Below are 26,108 nucleotides of genomic sequence, written 5' to 3'. Positions count from 1 at the left end.
CCACGATGGCGGAGTCTGCGCGGGTCATTAGGAGCCGTCTTGCGTAGCCTCATCGCCGCCGTCGAACGTATCGATCCGCTGACCATCTATGGCCGCGTCGCCGCCGTGAACGGTCTGCTGATCGAGGTCCGTGGCGGCCTGACCCGGCTGACGGTCGGCGCCCGCGTCGAGATCGAGCGTCCCGGCCAGAAGCCGCTGCCGGCCGAGGTCGTCGGCTTCCGCGAGACCCGGGCCCTGCTCATGCCCTTCGGCCCCGTCGAGGGCGTGGGCCCGGGCGCGGAGATCCGCTTCATGCCGGAAGGCGCGGTCGTGCGCCCGACCAAGGCGTGGCTGGGTCGCATCATCAACGCCTTTGGCGAGCCGATCGACGGCCTGGGTCCGCTGCCGCAGGGCGAAATCCCCTATCCGCTGAAGACCTCGCCGCCGCCGGCCCACGCCCGCGGCCGGGTGGGCGAGCGCCTGGACCTGGGCGTGCGGTCGATGAACGTCTTCACCACCACCTGCCGGGGCCAGCGCCTGGGCATCTTCGCCGGCTCGGGCGTCGGCAAGTCGGTGCTGCTGTCGATGCTGGCGAAAGAAGCCACCTGCGACGCCGTCGTCGTCGGCCTGATCGGCGAGCGGGGCCGCGAGGTCCGCGAGTTCGTGGAAGAGACCCTGGGCGAGGAAGGCCTGCGCCGCGCCGTCGTCGTGGTCGCCACCTCGGACGAGCCGGCCCTGACCCGCCGCCAGGCCGCCTACATGACCCTGGCGATCAGCGAATACATGCGCGACCAGGACCAGGAGGTCCTGTGCCTGATGGACTCGGTGACCCGCTTCGCCATGGCCCAGCGCGAGATCGGCCTGGCCGCCGGCGAGCCGCCGACCACCAAGGGCTACACGCCCACCGTCTTCACCGAGCTGCCCAAGCTGCTGGAGCGCGCCGGTCCCGGCCCGGTCCGCGCGGACGGCACCTACGCCGCCCCGATCACCGCCCTCTTCACCGTGCTGGTGGACGGCGACGACCACAACGAGCCGATCGCCGACGCCACGCGCGGTATCCTGGACGGCCACATCGTCATGGAGCGCTCGATCGCCGAGCGCGGCCGCTTCCCGGCCATCAACGTGCTGAAGTCGATCAGCCGGACCATGCCGGGCTGCCAGCACCCGCACGAGCGCGACATCGTCAAGGGCGCGCGCCAGGTGATGGCCGCCTACGCCAACATGGAAGAACTGATCCGCATCGGCGCCTATCGCGCCGGGGCCGACCCGACGGTCGACCGCGCGATCCGTCTAAATCCCGCGATCGAGGCCTTCCTTAGCCAGGATAAGGAAGAAGCAACCTCTCTGGACGACTCTTTCGGTCATCTGGGGCAGATCCTGGCGAGTGAGTACTGATGACCAAGTGGGCCGCCTCGCTAATCCGCATCTCGAACCACGAGGTCGAGACGCTGCAAAAACGCCTCGCCGAGATCACCGAACGCCGCATGGCGGCTGAACTGCGCATCACCATGCTGGACGCCGAGGCCGAGGCCGAAGCCAAGAGCGCCGAGGGCGACGCCAGCGCCGGCTGGTACATGATCGGCTATCGCGAGGGCCACAAGCGCCGCAAGGCCGACATGCTGGTCCAGATCGACCAGTGCCACCAGGAAGAGATCGGCGCCCGCGACGCCCTCTCCGAGGCCTTCGAGAACCTCAAGAAGTACGAGCACGTCGCCGAACAGGCCAAGATCCTGGCGGCCAAGAAGCTAGGCGCGTTCGAAGCCGCCCAGATGGATGAAGTCAGCATCCGCCGCGCCGCGATGGCTGGACGCTAGGGTGCAGCGGCTCACCCGCCGCTCCGCGATCGCTTCCGCGCTCGCCCTCTCCGCCTGCGGCCAGGGGGCCAAGAGCCAGCCGGCGCTGCCCCCGATCCCGCCACTCAAGAGCCTGACCCGTTTTCCGATCGGCTGCTGCGTGCAGGAACGCTGGCTGCAGGAGCCGGACTACGCCGACCTGCTGGCCCAGCAATTCTCCCAACTCACCGCCGAGTGGGAGATGAAGATGGAATACATCCTGCGCGAGGACGGCGGCTTCCAGTTCGACCGCCCCGACAGCATCGCCCTGTTCGCCAAGGCGCGCGGCATGGCCCTGCACGGCCACACCCTGGTCTGGTACGCGGGCGAACCCGAGCCCTTCAAGCGCCTGGACGGCAAGGGCGCGGCCTTCGCCAACGCCTATCGCAACTACATCCTGGCGGTCGTCGGCCGCTACCAGGGCCAGGCCCGCAGTTGGGACGTGGTCAACGAGCCGATCACCGACGACGGCGAGCACCTGCGCGAGAGCCTGTGGACCCGCAATCTCGGCGTCGACGACCACATCGTCCGCGCCCTGGAGCACGCCCGCGAGGCCGACCCGCACGCGGCGCTGTTCATCAATGACTACCATCTCGAGCTGAAGCCCAACAAACGCGCGACCTTCATGCGGATGGTCGAGCGCCTGTTGAAGCGCGGCGCGCCGCTGGACGGCATCGGCACCCAGACCCACATCGACTTCGACCTGCCGCAGGGCGCGGTCGGCGCGGCGCTGAAGGACCTGTCCAGCTTCGGCCTGCCGATCCACCTGTCGGAGCTGGACATCTCGCTGGGCGACCGCTTCGTCCCGGCCATGCCCGGCGACCGCCCCAAGCGCCAGATCGCCAAATATACGGAAGTGGCCGAGGCCTTCATGGCCCTGCCCGAGCGCCAGCGCTTCGCCTTCACCGTCTGGGGCCTGCGCGATAGCGACACCTGGCTGCACGGCCCGTCTGGCCAGCGCCCCACCGATCAGCCGCTGCTGTTCGACGCCGCCGGCCAGGCCAAGCCCACCGCCCGCGCCCTGGCCGACGTCTTCTCGCGCCGCTCCTAGCCCAACAACGGCCGTTCTGTTCAAGCCGGCGAGATCGGCTGCCCCTAGACCTCTGACGACCGCTGCTTTCGGTCAAGGAGGTCCACGCCCATGTCCGACAAGTCCCCGCCGATGGAAGGCCCGCCGCGCGACGCCAACGAGGTCGAGGCCTCGCTGACCCCGACCGACGCCACCACCAATCCCGCCGCGGCCGCCCGCGCCGAACGCCGGATCGACGCCGATATCGGCCTGTCGGCGGCCAGCGAGCAGCCCGGCGCCGGGGCGATCACCGGCATCCGCTCGCGCGCCGCCGACCGCCTGTTCCGCGACTGAGGCCGACCGCCGGCCGCGCTTAACGAAACACCGACGTTTTGTCGCACATACTCCGGCGTCGAAGAGCGCTAGGGGGAGCGGTGATCGCGAGCAGGCTTCGGACAATCGGGGGACTGAACGACTGGGCGCGGCCTATCGCCCTGGTCTGCGCCTATGCGGCCGCCATGGCCTACAGCCTGTTCCTGGCCAGCACCCTGCGCAACATGCCCACGCTGTGGACCGCCAACGCGGTGGCGATCGCCGCCCTGATGGTGCTGCCGCGTCGCCAGGCGATCGGCTTCCTGATCGCCACCACCCTGGTGCACATCGGGCTGGAGCTGGCGCTAGGCGTGCCCTGGCGCTTCGTGGCCATCGTCTCCGTCCTGGATACGCCCCAGACCATCATCATCGCGATGCTGATGCGGGCGCTTGGCGTGCCGTCCAAGGTGCGCGATCCGCGCGGCCTGCTGCTGGTCATCGCCTCGGCCTCGATCCTCAGCGCCATCGGCGCGACCCTGGTCAACGGCCTGCTGATGGCCACCCGCGCGCGGCCGTTCTTCCATAACTGGAGCGAGTGGACCGCCTCCAACGTACTGGGCGCGGCCATCGCCCTGCCCGTCGTGCTGATCCTGATGGACCGTCGCCATCGCGAGGGCTTCACCGTCCGGCCGCTGGAGAGCTTCGCCACCCAGCTGCTGGTCATCGCCACCGCCGCCGTCATCTTCGCCGTCGACATCGACTACCGCGTGATGCTGTTCGCGCCCGTGCTGCTGACCGCCTTCCGGGGCGGCCCGCGCGCCGTGGCCATCGCGGTCACCGGCTCGATGGCCGTGGCCATCCCCGCCGTGCTCCACCGCACCGGCCTCGACATCAAGGTGGCCCTGGGCCCGCTGCGCCACGCCCTGATCTTCCACATCGTGCTCTACGCGGTGGGCCTGGTCTCGGCCCTGGCGCTGGGCCGCCAGGCGCGGCTGCAGGCCCTGCTGGTGCGTCGCAACGCCGTGGCCCGCGCCGCCCAGGCGCGCGCGCAGGCCGCCAACCGCGCCAAGTCCGACTTCGTGGCCACGATCAGCCACGAGATCCGCACCCCGCTGAACAGCATCCTGGGCTTCGCCTCGCTGGTGGCCGACGATCCCACCCTGTCGGCCGAGAACCGCCGCCGCCTCGACCTGGTCAGCCGCGCCGGCCGCTCGCTGGCCGAGATCGTCGGCGACCTGCTGGACTTCGCAAAGGTCGAGGCCGGGCGCCTGGACCTGACCCTGACGCCGACCTCGCCTTCGGCCCTGCTGCGCGACGCCGTGGCCATCATCGCCCCCGAAGCCGCCGCCAAGGGCCTCTATCTGCGCACCGTATTCGAGGGTGACGTCGATGCGCCCCTGGCCCTGGACGAGACTCGCCTGCGCCAGGTGCTGCTGAACCTGCTGGCCAACGCCCTGAAGTTCACCAGCGAAGGCGGCGTGGTCGCGCGCCTCGTCGCCGGCCCGGCCCCGGGCGCCTTGCGCTTCGAGATCGCCGACACCGGCATCGGCATCGCCCCCGAGGTCCAGGCCCGGCTCTTCCAGCGCTTCTCGCAAGGCGACAGCTCGATCAGCCGCAGCTATGGCGGCACCGGCCTGGGCCTGGCGATCAGCAAGGCCCTCGTCAGCGCCATGAAGGGCGAGATCGGCGTCGAGAGCCAGCTGGGCCACGGCGCCCGCTTCTGGATCACCCTGACGGCCCAGCCCGCCGTCGCGCCCGTCCAGGTGGCCCGTCCCGCGCCCGACGCCGCCACCGACCGCGCCGCCCGTGTGCTGCTGGTCGACGACCACCCGATGAACCGCGAGCTGGGCATGGCCCTTCTGACCCTGGCCGGCTGCGAAGTGACCACCGCCGACGACGGCGCCCAGGCCGTCGAGGCGGTGAAGGCCGGCGCCTTCGACCTCGTGCTGATGGACGTGCACATGCCGGGGATGGACGGCCTGACCGCCGCCCGCGCCATCCGCGCCCTGCCCGGCCCCGTCGCCGGCGTCCCGATCGTCGCCCTCAGCGCCGACGTCCTGCCCGAACAGATCGCCCGCTGCCGCGCCGCCGGCATGGACGGCCACGTCGCCAAGCCCATCCGCCGCGAAGAGCTGTTCGCCGCCGTCGCCCAGGCGCTGGAAGGCCCGACGCCCTCGCGAGAGATCGCCTAGAGCAACGCTCAAGGTTAAATCGGCGTCATGACGATCTTGTAAGTTGAGACTTACTTACCGCCCCCGTACATCGCGCGGCCTCGGCGCGTAACGCCGATCAGTGAACATCAAAAGGTGAGCTTAGCACCGCGCGCGGCAGGGGTCGCGCGCACGGGAACGGCTGCGCCTGCACCCAAGGAAAAACAAAGTGATCCATCATCTGTCCGTCGCCGCCGCCGATCCTCAAGGCGTGGGCCAATTCTTCGCCGAGATCATGGGCGGCGTCGTCGTCGACTTCCCGCCCAATCCCGGCAGTTGCATGGTGTTCAAGGCCGACGGCCACGGCACCGGCATCGAGATCTATCCCGCCGGCAGCGTCATGGTCCCGAACGGCGAGCCGGGCGCGATCTTCCTGCGCCAGCCGGAGGCCTTCGGTCGCTCGCCGACCCACTTCGCGCTCAGCATCGACATGCCTCAGGACGAGGCCCTGGCCCGCGCCCAGGCCAAGGGCTGGGACGCCTTCATCTGCGATCGCGGCGGCCACTTCCGGGTGGTCGAGGTGTGGATCGAGAACACCTGGCTGGTCGAGCTGCTGCCCCCGACCTTCTCGGCCGAATATCTCGGCTTCGCCAATGCGGTGACGCAGCTGGCCGACCCCAACACGGCGCTCGACGCCCACCAGCCTCAGGCGCGCACCCTCGAAAACGCCTGATGCGGAAGGGGGCGGCGCCCATCCCTCGTCGCGCCGCCCTCTTTTGTCTCCGCCACAACGAAAAACGCCCCGGCCTTGCGACCGGGGCGTCTTGTGTTCGGGCTGGCGCCTGGCGCTTACGAGTCCAGGAAGCTGCGCAGCTTCCGGCTCCGCGAGGGGTGCTTCAGCTTGCGCAGGGCCTTGGCTTCGATCTGGCGGATGCGTTCGCGGGTGACCGAGAACTGCTGGCCGACTTCTTCCAGGGTGTGGTCGGTGTTCATGCCGATGCCGAAGCGCATGCGCAGCACGCGCTCTTCACGCGGGGTCAGCGAGGCCAGCACGCGGGTGGTGGTTTCCCGCAGGTTGGACTGGATGGCCGCGTCGATCGGCAGGACGGCGTTCTTGTCCTCGATGAAGTCGCCCAGGTGGCTGTCTTCCTCGTCGCCGATCGGCGTTTCGAGCGAGATCGGCTCCTTGGCGATCTTCAGGACCTTGCGGACCTTTTCCAGCGGCATGGCCAGCTTTTCGGCCAGCTCTTCCGGGGTCGGCTCGCGGCCGATCTCGTGCAGCATCTGGCGGCTGGTGCGGACGATCTTGTTGATCGTCTCGATCATGTGCACCGGGATCCGGATGGTCCGCGCCTGGTCGGCGATCGAGCGGGTGATCGCCTGGCGGATCCACCAGGTGGCGTAGGTCGAGAACTTGTAGCCGCGGCGATATTCGAACTTATCGACGGCCTTCATCAGGCCGATATTGCCTTCCTGGATCAGGTCCAGGAACTGCAGGCCGCGGTTGGTGTATTTCTTGGCGATCGAGATCACGAGACGGAGGTTGGCCTCGACCATCTCCTTCTTGGCCTGACGGGCTTCGCGCTCGCCCTTCTGGACGGTCTGGACGATGCGGCGGTAGTCGTCGATCGGTACGCCGGTCTCGGTGGCCAGGGCGGCGATCTCGCCACGGATGTCGGTCACCGACTGGCTGTCGTTCTCGACGAACTTGGTCCAGCGCACGCCCATGCCCTTGACCTGATCGCCCCAGTTCGGGTTCAGCTCCGAACCGAAATAGGCCTTCAGGAACTCGCCGCGGCTGATGCCGTAGCTGTCGGCCAGGCGCAGCAGGCGGCCTTCCAGGCCGATCAGGCGCTTGTTGATCGCATAGAGCTGCTCGACCAGCGCCTCGATGCGGTTGTTGTTCAGCTTCAGCGTCTTCAGGTGCTGGATGATCGTCGCCGACAGGCCTTCATAGGCCTTGCGGTCGGCATCGGTCAGGTCCTCGCCCTTCAGGCGGCTGCCGACCAGCTTGTCCTGCAGCTTGCGGAAGCTTTCGAACTCGCTGGCGATGGCGTCCAGGATGGCCATGACGCCTTCGCGCAGTTCGCCTTCCATGGCGCTGACGGTCGGACCGGCGCCGTCGTCGAAATCGTCGTCATCGTCGCCTTCGCCCTCGGGCTTGGGTTCCGCGCCAGCTTCCTGGTCGACCGGCTCGGCCGGTTCGGCGTCGTCGTCCTCGGCGGCCGGCTGGGCGGCCACGCCGTTGATGGCGGCGTAGGTGCCTTCCAGGTCGATGACCTCACGCAGCAGGATGCGGCCCGTGCCCAGTTCCTCGCGCCACACCATGATGGCTTCGAAGGTCAGGGCGGACTCGCACAGGCCGCGGATCATGGTGTCGCGGCCGGCCTCGATGCGCTTGGCGATGGCGATTTCGCCCTCGCGCGACAGCAGCTCGACCGAACCCATCTCGCGCAGGTACATGCGCACGGGGTCGTCGGTGCGGTCGTAGGCGGCCGGCTTCTCGCTGGTGATGACCGTGGTGTTCTCGTCGCGGGTGGCGACTTCGCCGCCTTCCGAGCCCTCGGCGTCCTCTTCGGCCTCGACCACGTTGACGCCCATCTCGCTCAGCATGGCGAGGGTGTCTTCGATGGCGTCAGGGCTGACTTCTTCCGACGGCAGCACCTTGTTCAGCTCGTCCATCGTGACGTAGCCGCGGGCTTTCGCCTGCTTGATGAACTTCTTTACGCCGGCATCGGTCAGGTCGAGCAGAGGGCCGTCACCACCGTTGGTTTCGGGCGCTTCCGTCTCGGCCGAGGAATTGTTGCTCATCAAGCTCTCCGAAATCGACACCGCCGTCGTGCAAGGGCGGCGCCGAAAAAATCCGTATCGAAAAGGAGTTACCTGTCCGGTCGCGCGCTTCCCCCAAAAAAGTCAGGGTTTTGAGTCAGCGCTTTCCCAGAGATCACGTTCCCGTCAGAATTCGCCAAGCGCGCCCGGGTCCGCCATGTAGAAGCGCTCCGCGGGAGACCCGGCGGAGACCATACGGCGTGGGCGCGGCCTGGCGTCTTCCCTGAAAGGGTCGACGACCGCTGGGGACCTGGGGCGGCGGCGAGGGTGACATCCTGTTTCGATGAGGGCGCGCGCTACGGCGGCCCGAGCGATGTCAATCAGCTGCTTGGCAAATCCTTGAGTCGGCATGTGGCTTTGGGTGACGCCGGTGTCAAGATGGTGACAGCAGGTTTCGGCGTCGGGGCGTCCAATTTCCGGATGCTTGACCCTGATATTTCAATTCATGGTCGAGCGGCGCACGTCGGACCGGTGGGCTAACCGCTATCCCTAGTGCACAACCAGCGAAACCTGTTCCGGGTCGGTCCAGCCGCCGCTGTCGATCAGGCGTTTGACCGCGTCGCGTTCGGTCTTCAGGCGCAGCAGGGTCTGGAAGTCACTGTCATCGACCAAGTCGGTCTTGGCGTCGTCGACCGCGCGTTCCAGGGCCGTGAGGCGGATCAGCAGGTCGAAGGCCTGCGACCACAGGGCGCGGATGGCTTCTTCCGGATTCTGAGCGGCGCTGTGGGCGACGTCCAGGGCCTTCACCCCGGCGGCGGAGCGTTCCAGCAGGGCCAGGGCGCCGGCGTCGTAGCCGACCGAGGCCAGGCGGCCGCGCAGCATGCCGGTCTCGATGTGGTCGGCCTCCATACGCAGGTTCACGAGCTCGTGGGCGATGCCGTCCAGGCGCTCGTCGCCCAGGCCCTGGTTCATCAGCACCTCGATGCGGTCGTCGACGACCTTGGGGTCCCGGATGGCGGCGATCAGCAGGGCGGCCGAAAACGGCTTGGGGGCGTACTGCAAGGCCTGGGCGGCCGCGCGCCCTTCGGCCGTGGAGCCCTCGATCCGGGGCTTGCCGCCGCGCCAGGGGGTGTTCTCCCGGCGGGGGCGCGGCGCCCATTGCCCGTCGCCGCCGCCGCCGTTATTGGGCTTGGCCCGCCGCGCGGCCCGCATCTCGTCGAGGCGGTCGAGCAGCTCTTCCTTATAGGCGTGGGCGAGGTCCTTGTCGGCGATGGTCGCCGCCAGGGTGCGCAAGCGGACCTTGAGGTTGGTGCGCTGCTCGGGGGTGTCGAAGGGCTCGACCTCCTTCTCGCGCTCGAACAGGGCCTCGACGAAGGGCTTGGTGTCGGAGAGCTGGGCCTTCAGCGCCGCCGGGCCCAGCTCGCGCAGCACGTCGTCGGGGTCTTTGCCGCCGACGGGCATGGAGAACAGGAACGAGCGGCCGGGCTTCAGCAGCGGCAAGGCGCGATCGATGGCGCGGTGGGCGGCGCGCTGGCCGGCCTTGTCGCCGTCGAAGCACAGGGTGGGCGTCGGATGCAGGCGCCACAGCCCCTCCATCTGCTCCTCGGTCAGGGCCGTGCCCATGGCCGCCACGGCCGGCACGCCGGCCCGCTGGCAGGCGATGACGTCCATATAGCCTTCGACGACCACCATCGGCGGCTTGCCGCCGCCGCTCTGGCCGTCGTGCAGGATCTTGCGGGCCTCGAACAGGCCGTACAGCACCCGTCCCTTGTGGAAGAGCCCGGTCTCGGGGCCGTTCAGATATTTGGCGCGGGCGTTGGGATCCATGGCCCGGCCGCCGAACGACACCACCTTCCCCCGGCTGTCGGTGATCGGGAAGATGATGCGGTCGCGGAAGCGGTCATAGGGCTGGCCGCCATCCTCGGGCGAGATCAGCACGCCGGCGTCGACCAGATCGCCCGGCTTGGCGCCCTTGGCGACCAGGTAGTCCTTCAGCCCCGTGCGGTTGTTCGGGGCAAAGCCGATGCGGAAGCGGCTCCACTCCGTCTCGGGCAGGCCGCGCTTTTCCAGATAGGCGCGGGCGGTCTGGCCGATCGGGCGGCGCAGCTCGGCCTCGAACCAGGCGGTGGCCAGCTCCATCCAGTCGCCCAGGGACGAGCGCTTCTGCTCCTCGCGCGCGGCGATCGGATCGGGCGTGGGCAGGCTCATGCCGGCCTCGGCCGCCAGCCGCTCGACCGCCTCGGCGAAGGTCAGCCGCTCGGTTTCCTGCAGGAAGCTGATGATGTCGCCGTGCTTGCCGCTGGAGAAGCAGTGATAGAAGCCCTTCTCGTCGTTGACGAAGAACGACGGGCTCTTCTCCTTGGTGAACGGCGACAGCCCCGCATATTCGCGCCCCTGCCGGCGCAGCTTCACCGACTTGCCGACGACGTCGGACGGGCGAAGGCGGGACTTCAGTTCTTCAAGGAAGCGGTCGTCAAAGCGCATGGAGCTGTGCGGCTAAATAGGCAGTCTAAAATGTCGGTCAGGCATATCGGTATATCCGATATTTCGGACAAGACGTCCGATATTCCGTCCGAAATCGCCCGCTCCCGAAGCTCCGCATTAGGAACACCGCCTCCGCCCTCTCCGTTTTGCAAGCCGGGGCGCCTCGACGCGCCCACCGCTTCCAGACACGCCACGGAGAAGACCCATGCCTCAGAAATGGAATGACCGCGAAGGCCGCTTCGACGTCGAGGCCGACGGCGATTTCGACCGTCAGCAGGGCTATGGCTACGACGCCTCGCGCCGCCGCGACCCGGCCTATGACCGTAACGACCCCGGCTATCGCGCCGAGCCCTCGCACCGCAGCCGCCGCCACGGGAGCGAGTTCCTGCGCGCGACGCAAGCTGGCGGCGACATCGGCTATGGCGGCAGCCGCTCGGGCGCGAACTACGGCGGCGGCGGCTATCGCCAGCCTGGAGACTATGGCCGCGTCGGCGGTCACGACTTCGGCGGCGCCACCGGCGACTACGGCTCCAGCGGCTATTCCGGCCGCACGGCCGACTACGGCGACGAGCGCTATTTCGACAAGCACGACCACGATCGCGCGCGCCGCGACGGGGCCTATGGCGGCGACTACAACCCCTATCGTTCGTTCAGCCAGCGTGACCCGCGCCACGAAGAGCGCACCTGGTTCGACCGGGCTCGCGACGAGGTCTCCTCGTGGATGGGCGACCGGGACGCCCTGCACCGCCGCGAGGAAGACGGCGCCCATCGCGGTCGCGGCCCCAAGGGCTATCGCCGCTCCGACGAACGCATCCGCGAGGACGTCAGCGACCGCCTGACCGACGACAGCTGGCTGGACGCCAACGGCATCGAGGTGGCGGTCTCCGACGCCGACGTGACGCTGACCGGCACGGTCCGCTCGCGTGAGGACAAGAAGCGCGCCGAAGCCCTGGCCGAGAGCGTCTCGGGCGTCGACAACGTCCAGAACAACCTGCGGGTCGACCGCGGGACGGATACGACCGCGACCACGGTCCCGGTGTCCAACCCGCTGGGCTAGGCGACTTGAATAGATCCTCCCCCGCGTTGCGGGGGAGGTGGCCCAGAGGGCCGGAGGGGGCCAGCTCAGCCGACCTCCAGCTAGCCCCCTCAGTCGCTCCGCGACAGCTCCCCCGCATCGCGGGGGAGCATCTTGGCTCCCGGCTTCGCGTTACCCTTCCGACGCTTAGTTTCAGCGGCGAAACGAGAATTAGGCCGCGTACCCACGTTCTTGCCCTATCGGCCAACTTGGCCTCGACAAGCGGGGGTTAACGCCACAAACATCCCGGCTTCTCGTCGCGGGAGCACGCCCGCGCGCCGCATTGGGGTGTTTCGTGAAAGCGCTGTTCTTCTCCGTCTCCGTCCTCTCGCTGGTCGCCACCAGCGCCCTGGCCCAGGGCCAGATGACGACCCAGGTCATGCCGGAGTCCGCGCCCGCGACGACGCCGATCGATGCGCCCCGCGACACCCCCTATGCCGGCGCCCTGAAGCTGTCGGTCGACGCCACCGACCTGGACCGCAAGATCTGGACCGTCACCACGACCATGCCGGTCAGCAAGGCCGGCGACTTCGTGTTCCTGTATCCGCAGTGGGTCCCCGGCGGCCACTCGCCGCGCAACGACCTGGACAAGCTGGCCGGCCTGGTGGTCACGGCCAACGGCAAGCGCATCCCCTGGACCCGTGACGTGGTCAGCGTCCACGCCTTCCACGTCGACGTCCCTGCCGGCGTCAACGAGATCCAGATCAGCTACCAGTTCCTGACCGCCGTCGAGGCCAAGGTCGGCCGCACCGAGGTCACGCCGGAGATGCTGAACCTGCAGTGGCTGCAGGTGACCATGTACCCGGCCGGCTACTACACGCGCCAGATCCCGATCGAGGCCAGCGTCAAGCTGCCCGAGGGCTGGAAGCTGGCCACCGCGCTGGAGACCGCCAAGACCGACGGCCAGGTCACGACCTTCAAGCCGACCACGGTCGAGACCCTGGTCGACTCGCCGATCTTCGCCGGCAAGTACTTCAAGTCGATCGATCTGGACCCCACCGGCCCGGCCCCCGTGCGCCTGAACATGGTCGCCGACAGCCCCGAGCTGCTGGAGGCCAAGCCCGAGCAGATCCAGATCCACAAGGACCTGGTGCAGCAGGCCTACAAGCTCTACGGCGCGCACCACTACGACCACTACGACTTCCTGGTCGCCCTGTCGGACAAGATCGGCGGCATCGGCCTGGAGCACCACCGCTCGTCCGAGAACCGCGTCGCCCCGAAGTACTTCACCGAGTGGGACAAGAACTTCGTCGGCCGCGACCTGCTCAGCCACGAATACACCCACTCGTGGAACGGCAAGTTCCGCCGCGCCGCCGACCTGTTCACGCCCAATCTGAACGTGCCGATGCGCGACAGCATGATGTGGGTCTATGAGGGCCAGACCCAGTACTGGGGCTATGTGCTGGCCGCCCGCTCGGGCCTGATGACCAAGCAGCAGACGCTGGACGCCATCGCCGCCACCGCCGCCACCTACGACAACCGTCGCGGCCGCGACTGGCGCCCGGTGCAGGACACCACCAACGACCCGATCATCGCCAGCCGCAAGCCGCTGTCGTGGCTCTCCTGGCAGCGCAGCGAGGACTACTATTCGGAAGGCCAGCTGGTCTGGCTCGACGCCGACACGCTGATCCGCGAGAAGACCGGCGGCAAGAAGTCGCTGGACGACTTCGCCAAGGCCTTCTTCGGCGTCGACAACGGCTCGTACGTGGTCCGCACCTACACGTTCGACGACGTGGTCGCGGCGCTGAACGGCGTGGTGGCCAACGACTGGGCCACCTTCCTCAAGACCCGCATCCAGGAGGTGCAGGAAAAGGCCCCGCTGGATGGCCTGGAGCGCGGCGGCTACAAGCTGGTCTATACCGACACGCCTTCGGAATATCTGAAGTCGGCCGAGGGCAAGGCCAAGAACACCCCGCTCAGCTACTCGCTGGGCCTGACGGTCGGCTCGGACGGCGTGCTGACCGACGTGCAGTGGGGCGGCCCAGCTTTCAAGGCCGGCTTGACCCAGGGCCTGACGGTGGTCGCCGTCAACGGCGAGCAGTTCGACGGCGACAAGCTGAAGGCCGCGGTCAAGGCCGCCGCCAAGCCGGAGAACCCGCTGGTCGAACTGCTGATCAAGGACGGCAGTCGCTACAAGATGGTCAAGCTCGACTACCGCGGCGGCCTGCGCTACCCGCGCCTGGAGAAGATCGCCGGCGCGCCGGACCGTCTGGGCGACATCCTGAACCCGCGCAAGTAAGCCAAGCATTTTCGAGCGAAGTGGACACCGGTTCGCGTGAAGAAAATGCGCCAAGAAAGAGAGTTCAGCTCGTCGCCAGGTTGAGATTCGTTCTCAGCCTGCGACGATTTGGAGAAGGGCGGGAAGCCGACACACGTGGCATCTTTCCGCCTGTTCAATCCCTCTGAACGCGTACCGAAAAGGGCCCGCCCCCTCTCCCAAGCGGGCCCTTTTTTGCGTCTGGCCCAGACCCCAGATTGCACCTAGCCCATTTTTTCTCCGGCACATTGACGCTTGCGTGACAGCGAGAGAACGATGCTCCCCGCCGGGCGCGGGGGCTTCGGCGTTTTCAGTTCAGGGATCGCCATGCTCGACCGTCGCCAGATCATGATGGGAGCGGCCGCGACCGCTCTCGCCACCGCCCTCCCGGCCGCCGCCGCGCCGAAGGACGACCTCTACAAGCTGTTCGACGCCTTCTTCGACGAGGACCTGAGCGACAGCCCCGAGCAGGCCACCAATCTGGGCCTCGACATCGGCAAGCACGCCGACGCCCGCTCCAAGCTTTCCGACCGCTCGCTGGCCGCCTGGAAGCGCGACCGCGCCGAGCCGGCCCAGCGCATCGCCCGCCTCAAGAAGATCGATCGCAAGGCCCTGACCGGCGAGGACGCGATCAACTACGACACCGCGCTCTTCAACTACGAAGCCCGCGAGGGCACGTCGAAGTTCGACTACGGCGGCGGCTCGCGGCCGTTCGTGCTGACCCAGTACTACGGGGCCTATATCTCGACGCCCAACTTCCTGGACAGCAAGCACAAGATCGAGAACGCGGCCGACGCCGACAACTACATCGCCCGCATGAAGGCTTTCGCCGTCGTGCTCGACCAGGAGACCGAGCGGGCCAGCGGCGACGCGGCCAAGGGCGTGATCCCGTCGGACTTCATGGTCGACAAGGCCATCGCCCAGCTGCAGCAGTTCCGCGCCATCCCGGCCGACAAGAACGTCATGGTCGCCTCGGCCGCCCGCCGCGCCAAGCAATACGGCGACTACGACGTCCAGGCCGAGAAGGTGCTGACCGGCGAGATCTTCCCGGCCCTGGATCGCCAGATCGCCGCCCTGCAGGCCATGCGCCCCAAGGCCGTGCACGACGCCGGCATCGGCCGCCTGAAGGACGGCGACGCCTTCTACGCCGCCCTGCTGAAGATCTATACGACCACCAACAAGACCCCCGACGAGGTCCACCGCCTGGGCCTGGACGAAGGCGCCGAGATCCAGGCGCGGATGGACGAGATCCTCAAGAAGCGCGGCCTGACCCAAGGCACCGTCGGCGCCCGCATGGCCGCCCTCGGCAAGCAGCCCGACCAGGTGTTCCCCAATACCGACGAGGGCCGCGCCCAGATCCTGGACTACTGCCGCGGCCGCCTCGCCAAGCTCCAGCCCGAGCTGCCGAAGTGGTTCAACCTGATGCCCCAGATTCCGGTCGAGGTCCGCCGCGTGCCGACCTATACCGAGGCCGGCTCGTCGGGCGCCTATTACGAGCGTCCGGCCCTGGACGGCTCGCGTCCGGGCGCGGTCTATATCAACCTCAAGGACACGGCCGAGTGGCCGCGCCTGTCGCTGGCGACCCTGATCCACCACGAGGGCGCGCCGGGCCACCACTTCCAGCTGGCCCTGATCGCCCAGAGCGACCTGCCCAAGCTGCGCCAGAACATGGGCTTCTCGGCCAACACCGAGGGCTGGGCGCTCTATGCCGAGCAGCTGGCCATGGAAATCGGCATGTACGAGGGCGACGACCTCAGCCTGCTGGGCATGTACCAGGCCCGCCTGTTCCGCGCCTCGCGCTGCGTGGTCGACACCGGCCTGCACGCCAAGGGCTGGAGCCGCGAGAAGGCCATCGCCTACATGGTCGACACCGGCGGCGACTCCGTGGGCAAGATCTCCCGCGAGGTCGAACGCTACTGCGCCAACCCCGGCCAGGCCTGCTCGTACAAGGTCGGCCACACGGTCTGGGCGGCGGCGCGCGAGCGGGCCAAGAAGCGCCTGGGGTCCAAGTTCGACATCAAGCGCTTCCACGACACCGCGCTGATGGTCGGCCCGGCGCCGTTGACGGTGCTGGAAGGCGTGATCGACCGCTGGCAGGGGTAAGGCGCGCCGGCTAAGGCGCCTAGCCCGTCGGCGGCTCGCCCTCCGTCGGGACAGGCGCCTCGACGGCCTCGTCCTCTCCGGGCTGGAAGTCCGGCAGGGGCGTGGGGTTCTCGATGCGGGCGCGGATCTCGGGATCCTTCAGCAGCGCGACCCGCATGACCTCGCGGGCGCGCGGCGCGGCGGCGCTGGAGCCGAACAGGCCGCCGTGCTCGACCAGCACCGACATCGCGTAGCGCGGGTTGTCGTAGGGCGCGAAGGCGATGAACAGGTTGTGGTCCTTCAGCCGCCAGGGGATGCCCTGGTTGCTGCGCGATCCGGTCTGGGAATATTGCCGCACCTGGGCCGTGCCGGTCTTGCCCGCCATCAGCACGTCGCCCAGGCCCAGCTGGCTCTGCTTGTAGGCGCCGCCGGTCGGGTCGTTGGCCACCGCCGCCATGCCTTCGCGCACGATCGCCAGGTGCTCGGCCGGAATAGGCAGGTCCGCCACGGCGTCGCCATGCGGCTGGTCGATCCCGCCGATCGACTTGACCAGGCGCGGGTTCAGCGCCCGCTTGCCGTTGGCCAGGCGCGCGCACATCACCGCCAGCTGCAGCGCGTTGACGTTGATATAGCCCTGGCCGATCCCGTAGGGCACCGAGTCGCCGGGGTGCCAGGTCGGGTCCTTCTTGAAGGCCTTCTTCTTCCACTCGCGCGAGCCGACCAGGCCCTTGCGCTGGCCGGGGATGCCGAGGTCGAAGGTCTGGCCGAACCCCATCGCCGTCGCCGTGGTGTGGATCGGGTCGGGCCCGATGCGCAGCGCCATCTGGTAGAAATAGACGTCGCACGAGTTCTTGATGGCGTCGTGCATGGTCTGCGAACCGTGGCCGCCCTTCTTGTGGCAGTGCCAGGTGCGGCCGCCGAAGTACCAGCCGCCCGAGCAGACGACCCGCTCGGCCGGATTGATCCCCGCGCTCAGCGCCGCCAGCGCCACGGTCGGCTTGAAGGTCGAGCCGGGCGGGTAGACGCCGGTCATGGTCTTGTCGAGGAGCGGCTTGCGCTCGTACTGGGCCAGGGCCCGGTACTCTGCGCCCGACAGGCCCTTCACCAGGCTGTTGGCGTCGAAGCTGGGCGCCGAGGCCATGCACAGCAGGTCGCCGGTGCGGCAGTCGACCATGACGATCGCGCCGCTCTCCTCGCCCATCACCTCCAGAGCCTTGTTCTGGATGTCGGCGTCCAGGGTGAGGCGGATCTCCTTGCCGGCCGTCGCGGCGACGTCGCCAGCCGGGTCCAGGCGCACGACGCGGCCTTGCGCGTCGACCTCGGCCTTGGTGGCGCCGGCGCGGCCGCGCAGGGCCTGGTCGAAGGCTTTCTCGACGCCCTGCTTGCCGATCCGGAAGCCGGGATTGTGCAGCAGCGCCTGGTCCTGGGTGCTGTCGCCCTCGGCGGCCTTCAGGTCGCGGTCCGAGGCCTTGGCGACATAACCGATCACGTGGGCGAAGGCCCCGCCGAACGGATAGACCCGCACCTCGCCCATGTCGGCGGTGACGTTGGGTAGCTCCGGCTCGCGGATGTTGATCCGCGAGAACTCCTCCCAGGAGAGGTCCTCCATCACCACGACCGGCGTCTTGCGCGGGGCGCGGGCCAGCTCCTTCAGCACGCGCGTGCGGCGCGCGTCGTCGATCGGAACCAGCTTCTGGAGGTCGGTGATCACCGCCTCGGCGTCCAGGCCCTTGTCCTTGTTGATGATCAGCCGGAAGTTCGGCCGATTGGACGCCAGCGACACGCCGTTGCGGTCCAGGATCAGGCCGCGCGGCGGCGGCACCAGACGGTAGTTGAACTGGTTGCCGGCGGAGAGCTTCTGGTAGCGCTGGGCCTCGACCAGTTGCAGCTGCGTCAGGCGTCCGCCGAGGGCCAGGAGGCCCGCGCCCGTCAGACCGCCCAGCAGGAATGCGCGCCGGTGGAAGACCCCCTGACGCTCATTGACCTCGAAGAAAAAGATGGAGGGTTCGCTCATGCCGACTCAACCAAACCGTGTTGCGAAGACATCACGCCGCTAGGGCCCGTCAAGGCGCTTTTCGCGGCTTTCGGAGCCTTTATGGAAACGCCTTTTCACAAGTCCGGGATCGAGCGAAACGGCGGCCCTTTTGTTGCAAAATGAGACCGGTACCATTTCGGGCTTGAGTGGTCAGACAACCGCCCCCATAGTGCCGTGACGAAGGCGGCCCCAGAGCCGCCGGCCATTGCGCTACCTCGGGGAGCCCAGGATGACCACGACCCTCACCCGCCGTTTGTTCGGCGCGAGCCTCGCCGCCCTCTCCTTCGCCGCCGCGCCGGCGATGGCCGCGCCCAAGAAGGCGAAAGGCGACCAGCCGCTCTACAAGGACGCCACCCAGCCGGTCGACGCCCGGGTCAAGGACCTGCTGGGCCGCATGACCCTGGAGGAGAAGGCCGCCCAGCTGATCGGCATCTGGCTGACGAAGAACAAGATCCAGACCGTCGAGGGCGAGTTCTCGCCGGAAGAAGCCTCGAAGAACTTCCCCAACGGCCTGGGCCAGATCTCGCGCCCGACCGACCGCAAGGGCCTGAAGGCCGCCACGGTGGTCGACGCCGCCGCCGGGGCCGATGACGGCTCGGTCGGCCGCAACGCCGCCCAGACCGCGCGCTACACCAACGCCGCCCAGAAGTGGGCCGTCGAGAAGACCCGCCTGGGCATCCCGCTGCTGATGCACGACGAGGCCCTGCACGGTTATGTCGCCCGCGACGCGACCAGCTTCCCGCAGGCCATTGGCCTGGCCTCGACCTTCGATCCCGAACTGGCCGAGAAGATCTTCTCGGTGGCCGCCCGCGAGATGCGCGCCCGGGGTTCGAACATGGCGCTGGCGCCGGTCGTCGACGTGGCCCGCGACCCGCGCTGGGGCCGCATCGAGGAGACCTATGGCGAGGACCCGCACGTCTGCGCCGAGATGGGCCTGGCCGCGATCCGGGGCTTCCAGGGCAGCACACTGCCGCTGGCCAAGGACAAGGTCTTCGCCACCCTCAAGCACATGACCGGCCACGGCCAGCCCGAGAACGGCACCAATGTCGGCCCGGCCCAAATCGCCGAGCGCACCCTGCGCGAGAACTTCTTCCCGCCGTTCGAGCGCGCGGTGAAGGAGCTGCCGGTTCGCTCGGTCATGCCGTCGTACAACGAGATCGACGGGGTCCCCTCGCACGCCAACCACTGGCTGCTGACCAAGATCCTGCGCGAGGAGTGGGGCTACAAGGGCTCGGTGCAGAGCGACTATTTCGCGATCAAGGAGCTGATCGCCCGCCACAAGCTGACCACCGACCTTGGTCAGACGGCCGTGATGGCCATGCACGCCGGCGTCGATGTCGAGCTGCCCGACGGCGAGGCCTACGCGCTGATCCCGGAGCTGGTGAAGGCCGGCCGCATCCCGCAGTTCGAGGTCGACGCCGCCGTCGCCCGCGTGCTGACCATGAAGTTCGAGGGCGGCTTCTTCGAGAATCCCTACTGCGACGAGAAGACCGCCGACGCCAAGACGGCCGCGCCGGACGCCGTCGCCCTGGCGCGTGAAGCGGCCCGCAAGGCCGTCGTGCTGCTGAAGAACGACAAGGGCGTGCTGCCGCTGGACGGCAAGAAGTTCAAGCGCCTGGCCCTGCTGGGCACCCACGCCAAGGACACGCCGATCGGCGGCTATTCGGACACCCCGCGCCACGTGGTCTCGATCCACGAGGGCCTGACGGCTGAAGCCAAGGCCCAAGGCTTCACGCTCGACTACGCCGAGGCCGTGCGGATCACCGAAAAGCGCATCTGGGCCGCCGACGAGGTCAAGCTGGTCGATCCGGCCGTCAATGCCAAACTGATCGCCGAAGCGGTGGAAGTCGCCAAGAACGCCGACGTCATCGTCATGGTGCTGGGCGACAACGAGCAGACCAGCCGCGAGGCCTGGGCCGACAACCACCTGGGCGACCGCGACAGCCTGGACCTGATCGGCCAGCAGAACGACCTGGCCAAGGCGATCTTCGACCTGGGCAAGCCGACGGTGGTGTTCCTGCTGAACGGCCGCCCGCTGTCGATCAACCTGCTGACGCAGCGCGCCGACGCCATCATCGAGGGCTGGTACCTCGGCGAGCAGACCGGCAACGCGGCCGCCGACATCCTGTTCGGCCGCGCCAATCCGGGCGGCAAGCTGCCGGTCAGCATCGCCCGCGATGTCGGCCAGCTGCCGATCTACTACAACCGCAAGCCCACGGCCCGCCGCGGCTATCTGCTGGGCGACACCAGCCCGCTGTACCCGTTCGGCTTCGGCCTCTCGTACACCACCTTCGACATCTCGGCCCCGCGCCTGGCCAAGGCCAGGATCGGCCAGGGCGAGAGCGTCAAGGTCGAGATCGACGTGGCCAACACCGGCAAGGTCGCCGGCGACGAGGTGGTGCAGCTGTACATCCACGACGAGCAGGCCTCGGTCACCCGCCCGGTGCTGGAGCTGAAGCACTTCAAGCGCGTGACTCTCGCGGCCGGCGCCAAGACGACGGTGAGCTTCGAGATCAAGCCGTCGGACCTGTGGATGTGGAACCTCGACATGCAGCGCGTCGTCGAGCCGGGGGACTTCTCGATCCTGGCGGGTCCGAACTCGGTGGATCTGAAGAAGACGACGCTCACCGTCGCGTAGGCGTCCAGATGCTCCCCCGCGATGCGGGGGAGCTGTCGCGGAGCGACTGAGGGGGCCTTCACGGCCGAAGCCGAGCTAGCCCCCTCCGGCCCTCTGGGCCACCTCCCCCGCATCGCGGGGGAGGATCTGGATGGCGAACCTTAAGTAACAATCGCAAGCTAAGTTTGATCTCCCTCGGGGTTCAGTCGCCGACCCCAAGGCACCATGTTCCCACCATGGCCGTACCCCCGCCCCAGTTCACCGACGCCGAGATCGACACCCTGGTCGAGACCTTCTACGCCCGCGTCCGGCGTCACCACCGCCTGGGCCCGATCTTCGAGGAGGCCATCGGCCCCGATGGCTGGCCGGCGCACATGGCGACCTTGAAGGACTTCTGGTCGTCGGTGCTGAACACCACCGGCCGCTACAAAGGCCAGCCGGTCGCCGTGCACCAGAAGATCCCGCACCTGACCGAGGGCCTGTTCATGCCCTGGCTGAACCTCTTCCATCAGACCTGCGTCGAGCTGTTCGACGCCCCGCGCGCCGCCCTGGTCGGCCAGAAGGCCGAGCGCATAGCGCGCAGCCTGAAGCTGGGCGTGTTCTTCAAGCCGGACGCGGTCGCTTGAGCGGCCTGAAGGCCGACGGCTTCGTCCGCTTCGAGGCCGCCGAGACCAAGACCCTGATCGGCGCTGACGACTGGGACACCTTCGCCGACAGCTGGAACGACCTGCCGCTGGACGGCTTCATGGCCGACGGCGGCCGCTATCGTCGGCGGCGGTTCGCGGCCTTCTCCGCCCAGCCCGGCGAAGTCGCGCGCAAGCCGCACCAGCCGCACTGGCAGAGCCGCGACTACAACCCGCTGAACGGCGGCGTGCAGCGCTGGTTCGAGCCGGTCACCGACGCCATCGCCGACCACCCGGTCACGCAAGGCGTCATCCGCGCCGGCCAGGACCTGTTCGGCCCCGGTCCGTGGCACGTCGAGCTGCACCAGTTCCGCATCGAGGCCCGCGAGGGCGAAGCCGGCCAGCCGACGCCCGAGGGCGCGCACCGCGACGGCGTCGACTGGGTCATCGTCATGTTGGTGGATCGCCAGAACGTCGACAGCGGCGTCACCGACATCTTCGCGCCCGACGGGACGAGCCTCGGCTCGTTCACGCTCACGGCCCCCGGCGACGCGGTGTTCCTGGACGACCACCGCGTGCTGCACGGCGTCACCCCGATCCGACCACACGATCCGGGTAAGCTGGCCCTGCGCGATGTGCTGGTCGTCACATACCGACAGCACGCGGACGTGGAACAGGGTTAACTCGCGCCAGAATTGCTGCGACCGTTTGCCTCAATGCCCAGAGGCGAGCGGCGTGACAGGTTGGCGCACCCTGAAAGAGGATGCGCGCGCACGCATGTTCGTCTCGGACGATGGCATTTTAGAAGCGACGCCGCGCGCCTCAACCCGGGACGCGTTCGCCGCCGTCGTCGCCGACGCCTCGCCGACGCTGATCGCCTATATCGACGCCGAAGGCTATTTCCGCTTCGCCAACCGCGCCCATGAGGCCCGCTTTGGACTGCGGCGCGACCAGATCGAGGGCCGACCCCTGCGCGAAGTGGTCGGCGACGCCGCCCACGCCCGGATGCGGCCGTTCCTCGACCGGGTGCTGTCCGGCGAGACCGTGCTGTACGAAGGCCAGATGGCGTTCGAGATGGCCGGCCTGTTGCATGTCGAGGCCCGGTTCACGCCCGACTTCACCGACACCGGGGCTGTTCGCGGCTTTCATCTGACGGTCGCCGACACCGCCTCGCGCCAGACCAACGAGACGGAACTGGGCCGGCTGTTGCACCAGGAGCGCCGCCGCACGGCTCTCCTGGATCTTGGCCATCAATTGCGCGAAGCCACTGACGCCCAGATGATCGCCAACCTGGCCTGCGAGGTCCTGGCCTGGCAGTTGGGCGCGTCCCGCGCCGGCTTCGCAGAGGTCGACGCCGCGGGCGTCGAGGCGCTGATCGTCGGTGAATGGGTAGCGGAAGGTTTTCCGCCCATCGCCGGCTCGCGCCAGAGGCTCGACGACTTTGGCCCGGACATGGTGGCGGACTTGAAGGCCGGGCGGCCGATCGTCATCCGAGATCCCGCCGAGGACCACCGCACCGAGGCCCCGGACGTGCTGGCGGCCTACAAGGCGTTGCGGATTGGCGCCGCCCTGACCTCACCCCTGGTCAAGGGCCCGCGTATGGCCGCCTACATCTATGTCTGCCAGGACGTGACGCGCGACTGGACCCAGGACGAGATCGCCTTCGTCACCGACGTCGCCGAACTGATCTGGGCCTCCAGCGAACGCGCCCGCCTCGACCAGGCCCTCAAGCGCGCCGTCGAGACCGAGCGCCTGCTGATCCGCGAGGTCGACCACCGGGCCAAGAACGTGCTGGCCGTGGTCCAGTCCCTGGCCCAGCTGACGCCCTTCCGCGACAAGGACCAGTATGTCGAGGCGCTGTCGGGCCGCATCGGGTCGCTGGCCCGCGCCCACAGCCTGCTGTCGACCACCCGCTGGAGCGGCGTTGATTTGCACGACCTGCTGCGGCTGGAGCTGGACGCCTATCACTGCGACGGCGGCGAGCAGCTGGTCATCGACGGCCCGCCGGCCCTGATCGACGCCCAGGCCGCCCAGTCCCTGGCCCTGGTGGTGCATGAGCTGGCCACCAACGCCTCCAAGTACGGCGCGCTCGCGAGGCCCGAAGGCCGCCTCTCCGTCACCTGGAGCTGGGGCCTGGATGGCGCCCTGCATCTCGTCTGGCGCGAGACGGCCGGCGTGCGGGTCTCCCCGCCGCAGCGGCGCGGCTTCGGCTCGACCCTGATCGAGAGCGCGGTCAAGCAGGCCGCCGCCCGCGTGGTCCAGGACTGGCGGCCCGAGGGCCTGGAGGTCCGCCTCGACATCCCGACCGGCGCCCAGGCCCGCGCGGCCGAGAGCGTGCCGGCCTACCGCCCCGGCCTGGTCATCGACGAGACCTCGCTGCTGAGGAACCAGCGGGTGCTGGTGGTCGAGGACGAGGCGGTGGTGGCCATGGAGCTGGCCCGCCTGCTGACCGCCGCCGGCGCCAAGGTCGTCGGCCCCGCCGGCACGATCGAGGAGGCGCTGGACCTGCTGGACGACCAGCCGATCGACCGCGCCCTGCTGGACGTCAACCTGGGCGGCCGCCTGGTCACCCCGGTGGCCGCCGCCCTGGCCCGCCGGCGCATCCCGTTCGTCTACCTGACCGGCTACCAGGAGCCCGATGTCGACGACGGCCCCATTCTGAGGAAGCCCGTCGCCACGTCCGCTTTGCTGGGCGCCCTGGCCCGTGGCGCGCCGGCTTCGGTGCAATAGGCCTGCCTAGTTTCGGACAGTTGCGGCCCCGGCCACACCTTGTGGCTTGAAATTGCAATTCGTTCTCAAGTAAGGACGAGCCTCCATCGCCAAGGTTCGTCAGCACACCGTGAAATCCGCCGCCGATCAGCATCGCCGCTCTTTCTGGCTGAAGCAGCTGCATCAGTGGCATTGGATCAGCGCGGCCGTGTCCCTGATCGGCATGCTGCTGTTCGCCATCACCGGCATCACCCTGAACCACGCCGGCCAGATCGAAGCCAAGCCCGTGGTGGTCAGCCGCAAGGCGACCTTGCCGGCCGACCTCCTGGCCCTGCTGGCCAAGGGCCCGGAAGAAGGCAAGCGCCCCCTGCCCGTCCAGCTGGAGCCGTTCCTCGACAAGGCCGTCGGCGCCGACGTCGCCGGGCGCGAGGGCGAATGGTCGGCCGACGAGGTCTATGTCGCCCTGGCCCGGCCGGGCGGCGACGCCTGGGTCTCGATCGACCGCGAGACCGGCGCCATCGAGCACGAGAAGACCACGCGCGGCGCGGTGTCCCTGCTCAACGACCTGCACAAGGGCCGCAACGCCGGCAAGGCCTGGGGCTGGTTCATCGACATCTTCGCCGCCGCCTGCGTGATCTTCACGGTCACCGGCCTGATCCTGCTGCAGTTCCACGCCCGCGCCCGGCCGCTGACCTGGCCGCTGGTCGGGCTGGGCCTGGCCGCGCCCATCATTCTCGTCATCCTTTTCGTCCACCTCTGAGGCAGACACCGTGAAGCGTTCGATCTCTCTCCTCACCTTCGCCGGCGCGGCTGTCGCCGGCGCTCCGGCGCTGGCCGCCGACCTGAACGTCACCGTCGAGGTGCCGAAACTGACGGTCGCCGAGTACCACAAGCCCTACGTCTCGATCTGGATCGAGAACCCGGCCGACAGCACCGCCGCCGGCACCCTGGCCGTCTGGTACGACGCCGACTCCAAGGAGGACAAAGGCGTCAAGTGGCTGAAGGACATGCGCCAGTGGTGGCGCAAGGCCGGCCGCGAGATGAGCTTCCCCGCCGACGGCGTCTCGGGCGCCACCCGCGCGCCTGGTCCGCAGAAGGTCGTGTTCTCCGGCTCGAAGGGTGCGCTTAAGGACCTCAAGCCCGGCGCCTATAACCTGGTCGTCGAGGCCGCCCGCGAAGTCGGCGGCCACGAAGCCGTCCGCGTCCCCTTCACCTGGGGCAAGGCCGGCAAGCCCGCCACCGTCAAGGGCGCGTCCGAGCTGGGCGCCATCACCGTTTCCGTGAAGTGAGAAAAGCCATGACCTTCAAGAAGCGCCTTCTGGCCGTTGCCGCTATGGGCATGGCTCTCGCCCTGCCGATGACCGCCTCGGCCCACCGCGGCTGGATCGTGCCGTCGGCCAGCGTGCTGTCGGGCGACGTCTGGGTGACGTTCGACGCCGCCATCTCCAACGAGCTGTTCTATCCCGACCACAATCCGATGCGCCTGGACGGCGTGGTCGTCACCGCTCCGGACGGCGCGGTCGACAAGATCCAGAACGGTTCGACGGGCAAGTACCGCTCGACCTTCGACGTCGCCCTGACCAAGCCGGGCACCTGGAAGATCGGCTCGGCCAGCCAGAGCGTGATGGCCAGCTACACCGAGAACGGCGAAGTGAAGCGCTTCCGTGGGAGCCCCGAGGACTTCGCCAAGCAGGTCCCGGCCGGCGCCGCCGACCTGAAGACCATCAAGAGTTTCAACCGCAACGAAGTCTTCGTCACCCGCGACAAGCCGACGACCGAGGTCTTCAAGCCGACCGGCAAGGGCCTGGAGCTCGTGCCGATCACCCACCCCAACGACCTGGTCGCCGGCGAGGCCGCCAGCTTCAAGTTCCTGGTCGACGGCAAGCCCGCCGCTGACCTGGAGGTGACCATCGCCGAGGGCGGCTCGCGCTACAGCCCGCGTCCTGACGTCAAGGTGAAGACCGGCGCCGACGGCGTCGTGAAGTTCACCCTGCCGGAAGCCGGCATGTACTGGATCAACGCCACGGTTCGCACCGGCGCGACCCCGGGTCGTGGTCCGGGTCCGGGTGGTCCGGGCGGCATGGGCGGCGGCCAGCAAGGCCCGGCCACGGCCCTGACCGGCGACGGCTACAGCGCCAGCTACACCGCCACGCTCGAAGCCCAGCGGCCGTAACC

General features: G+C 68.6%; 19 protein-coding genes. 16 read left to right on the top strand and 3 right to left on the bottom strand.

Going from position 1 to position 26,108, the window contains the following annotated elements:
- The first annotated feature begins 39 nt into the window (after positions 1–39).
- From fliI to AC07NI_RS22885, 6 genes are all read left to right on the top strand, one after another.
- Entirely contained in the window at positions 40–1,374 is a 1,335-nt protein-coding gene (fliI, locus tag AC07NI_RS22910) for a flagellar protein export ATPase FliI (protein WP_494623451.1), read from the top strand.
- A complete protein-coding gene (locus tag AC07NI_RS22905) occupies positions 1,374–1,793 on the top strand; it encodes a flagellar export protein FliJ (protein ID WP_494623449.1) in 420 nt (139 codons plus the stop codon). Before fliI ends, AC07NI_RS22905 begins: the two co-directional genes overlap by 1 nt.
- Before the next feature lies 1 nt (position 1,794).
- A complete protein-coding gene (locus AC07NI_RS22900) occupies positions 1,795–2,862 on the top strand; it encodes an endo-1,4-beta-xylanase (protein WP_494623447.1) in 1,068 nt (355 codons plus the stop codon).
- 90 nt (positions 2,863–2,952) lie between these two features.
- A complete protein-coding gene (locus tag AC07NI_RS22895; protein ID WP_494623445.1) occupies positions 2,953–3,174 on the top strand; it encodes a hypothetical protein in 222 nt (73 codons plus the stop codon).
- A gap of 80 nt (positions 3,175–3,254) precedes the next feature.
- A complete protein-coding gene (locus AC07NI_RS22890) occupies positions 3,255–5,324 on the top strand; it encodes a hybrid sensor histidine kinase/response regulator (RefSeq protein ID WP_494623443.1) in 2,070 nt (689 codons plus the stop codon).
- Positions 5,325–5,511: 187 nt separating this feature from the next.
- Complete coding sequence (locus AC07NI_RS22885; protein ID WP_494623441.1) at positions 5,512–6,015, top strand: VOC family protein; 504 nt, start codon at positions 5,512–5,514, stop codon at positions 6,013–6,015.
- A 116-nt stretch (positions 6,016–6,131) separates the two neighbouring features.
- On the opposite strand, the gene rpoD is transcribed toward AC07NI_RS22885, so the two are convergent.
- Positions 6,132–8,093, bottom strand: a complete 1,962-nt coding sequence (rpoD, locus tag AC07NI_RS22880; protein ID WP_494623439.1) for an RNA polymerase sigma factor RpoD — start codon at positions 8,091–8,093, stop codon at positions 6,132–6,134.
- Between the two features lie 507 nt (positions 8,094–8,600).
- The gene (gene dnaG, locus AC07NI_RS22875; RefSeq protein WP_494623437.1) at positions 8,601–10,535 is read right to left on the bottom strand and encodes a DNA primase; all 1,935 of its coding nucleotides are present in this window, start codon (positions 10,533–10,535) and stop codon (positions 8,601–8,603) included.
- Between the two features lie 205 nt (positions 10,536–10,740).
- Here dnaG and AC07NI_RS22870 point away from each other — a divergent pair, with 205 nt between their 5' ends.
- The 3 genes from AC07NI_RS22870 (at position 10,741) to AC07NI_RS22860 (ending at position 15,970) form a co-directional block, all read left to right on the top strand.
- Complete coding sequence (locus AC07NI_RS22870; protein WP_494623435.1) at positions 10,741–11,592, top strand: BON domain-containing protein; 852 nt, start codon at positions 10,741–10,743, stop codon at positions 11,590–11,592.
- A 301-nt stretch (positions 11,593–11,893) separates the two neighbouring features.
- The gene (locus AC07NI_RS22865; protein ID WP_494623433.1) at positions 11,894–13,849 is read left to right on the top strand and encodes a M61 family metallopeptidase; all 1,956 of its coding nucleotides are present in this window, start codon (positions 11,894–11,896) and stop codon (positions 13,847–13,849) included.
- A 339-nt stretch (positions 13,850–14,188) separates the two neighbouring features.
- Positions 14,189–15,970 (top strand): DUF885 domain-containing protein, encoded by a 1,782-nt coding sequence (locus AC07NI_RS22860; protein ID WP_494624068.1) that lies wholly within the window; start codon positions 14,189–14,191, stop codon positions 15,968–15,970.
- 19 nt (positions 15,971–15,989) lie between these two features.
- Here the strand turns inward: AC07NI_RS22860 and mrdA are convergent, their stop codons facing one another.
- Positions 15,990–17,963, bottom strand: a complete 1,974-nt coding sequence (gene mrdA / locus AC07NI_RS22855; RefSeq protein WP_494623431.1) for a penicillin-binding protein 2 — start codon at positions 17,961–17,963, stop codon at positions 15,990–15,992.
- 250 nt (positions 17,964–18,213) lie between these two features.
- On the opposite strand from mrdA, the gene AC07NI_RS22850 reads away from it, so the two are divergent.
- The 7 genes from AC07NI_RS22850 to AC07NI_RS22820 all read left to right on the top strand — a co-directional run bounded on the left by AC07NI_RS22850 (position 18,214) and on the right by AC07NI_RS22820 (position 26,106).
- A complete protein-coding gene (locus AC07NI_RS22850; protein ID WP_494623429.1) occupies positions 18,214–20,622 on the top strand; it encodes a glycoside hydrolase family 3 N-terminal domain-containing protein in 2,409 nt (802 codons plus the stop codon).
- A gap of 215 nt (positions 20,623–20,837) precedes the next feature.
- Positions 20,838–21,227 (top strand): group III truncated hemoglobin, encoded by a 390-nt coding sequence (locus tag AC07NI_RS22845; protein ID WP_494623427.1) that lies wholly within the window; start codon positions 20,838–20,840, stop codon positions 21,225–21,227.
- Complete coding sequence (locus AC07NI_RS22840) at positions 21,224–21,907, top strand: 2OG-Fe dioxygenase family protein (RefSeq protein ID WP_494623425.1); 684 nt, start codon at positions 21,224–21,226, stop codon at positions 21,905–21,907. Before AC07NI_RS22845 ends, AC07NI_RS22840 begins: the two co-directional genes overlap by 4 nt.
- A gap of 94 nt (positions 21,908–22,001) precedes the next feature.
- Positions 22,002–23,954, top strand: a complete 1,953-nt coding sequence (locus tag AC07NI_RS22835; protein ID WP_494623423.1) for an HWE histidine kinase domain-containing protein — start codon at positions 22,002–22,004, stop codon at positions 23,952–23,954.
- Between the two features lie 109 nt (positions 23,955–24,063).
- On the top strand, positions 24,064–24,693 hold the full coding sequence (locus AC07NI_RS22830) for a PepSY-associated TM helix domain-containing protein (RefSeq protein WP_494623421.1): 630 nt from the start codon (positions 24,064–24,066) through the stop codon (positions 24,691–24,693).
- 10 nt (positions 24,694–24,703) lie between these two features.
- Positions 24,704–25,222 (top strand): DUF2271 domain-containing protein, encoded by a 519-nt coding sequence (locus AC07NI_RS22825; protein ID WP_494623419.1) that lies wholly within the window; start codon positions 24,704–24,706, stop codon positions 25,220–25,222.
- Between the two features lie 8 nt (positions 25,223–25,230).
- Positions 25,231–26,106 (top strand): DUF4198 domain-containing protein, encoded by an 876-nt coding sequence (locus AC07NI_RS22820; RefSeq protein ID WP_494623417.1) that lies wholly within the window; start codon positions 25,231–25,233, stop codon positions 26,104–26,106.
- Positions 26,107–26,108: the final 2 nt, after the last annotated feature.

Source organism: Caulobacter sp. GW821-FHT10E02 (assembly GCF_059415225.1).
This window is presented reverse-complemented; position numbering and strand designations above follow the sequence as displayed.

What these genes read in the sequence shown, in the direction of transcription:
- AC07NI_RS22905 (WP_494623449.1), top strand. Translation starts at nt 1,374, where the DNA reads ATGACCAAGTGGGCCGCCTCGCTAATCCGCATCTCGAACCACGAGGTC.
- AC07NI_RS22895 (WP_494623445.1), top strand. Translation starts at nt 2,953, where the DNA reads ATGTCCGACAAGTCCCCGCCGATGGAAGGCCCGCCGCGCGACGCCAAC.
- rpoD (WP_494623439.1), bottom strand. Translation starts at nt 8,093, where the DNA reads ATGAGCAACAATTCCTCGGCCGAGACGGAAGCGCCCGAAACCAACGGT.
- dnaG (WP_494623437.1), bottom strand. Translation starts at nt 10,535, where the DNA reads ATGCGCTTTGACGACCGCTTCCTTGAAGAACTGAAGTCCCGCCTTCGC.
- AC07NI_RS22870 (WP_494623435.1), top strand. Translation starts at nt 10,741, where the DNA reads ATGCCTCAGAAATGGAATGACCGCGAAGGCCGCTTCGACGTCGAGGCC.
- mrdA (WP_494623431.1), bottom strand. Translation starts at nt 17,963, where the DNA reads ATGAGCGAACCCTCCATCTTTTTCTTCGAGGTCAATGAGCGTCAGGGG.
- AC07NI_RS22850 (WP_494623429.1), top strand. Translation starts at nt 18,214, where the DNA reads ATGACCACGACCCTCACCCGCCGTTTGTTCGGCGCGAGCCTCGCCGCC.
- AC07NI_RS22845 (WP_494623427.1), top strand. Translation starts at nt 20,838, where the DNA reads ATGGCCGTACCCCCGCCCCAGTTCACCGACGCCGAGATCGACACCCTG.
- AC07NI_RS22835 (WP_494623423.1), top strand. Translation starts at nt 22,002, where the DNA reads ATGTTCGTCTCGGACGATGGCATTTTAGAAGCGACGCCGCGCGCCTCA.
- AC07NI_RS22820 (WP_494623417.1), top strand. Translation starts at nt 25,231, where the DNA reads ATGACCTTCAAGAAGCGCCTTCTGGCCGTTGCCGCTATGGGCATGGCT.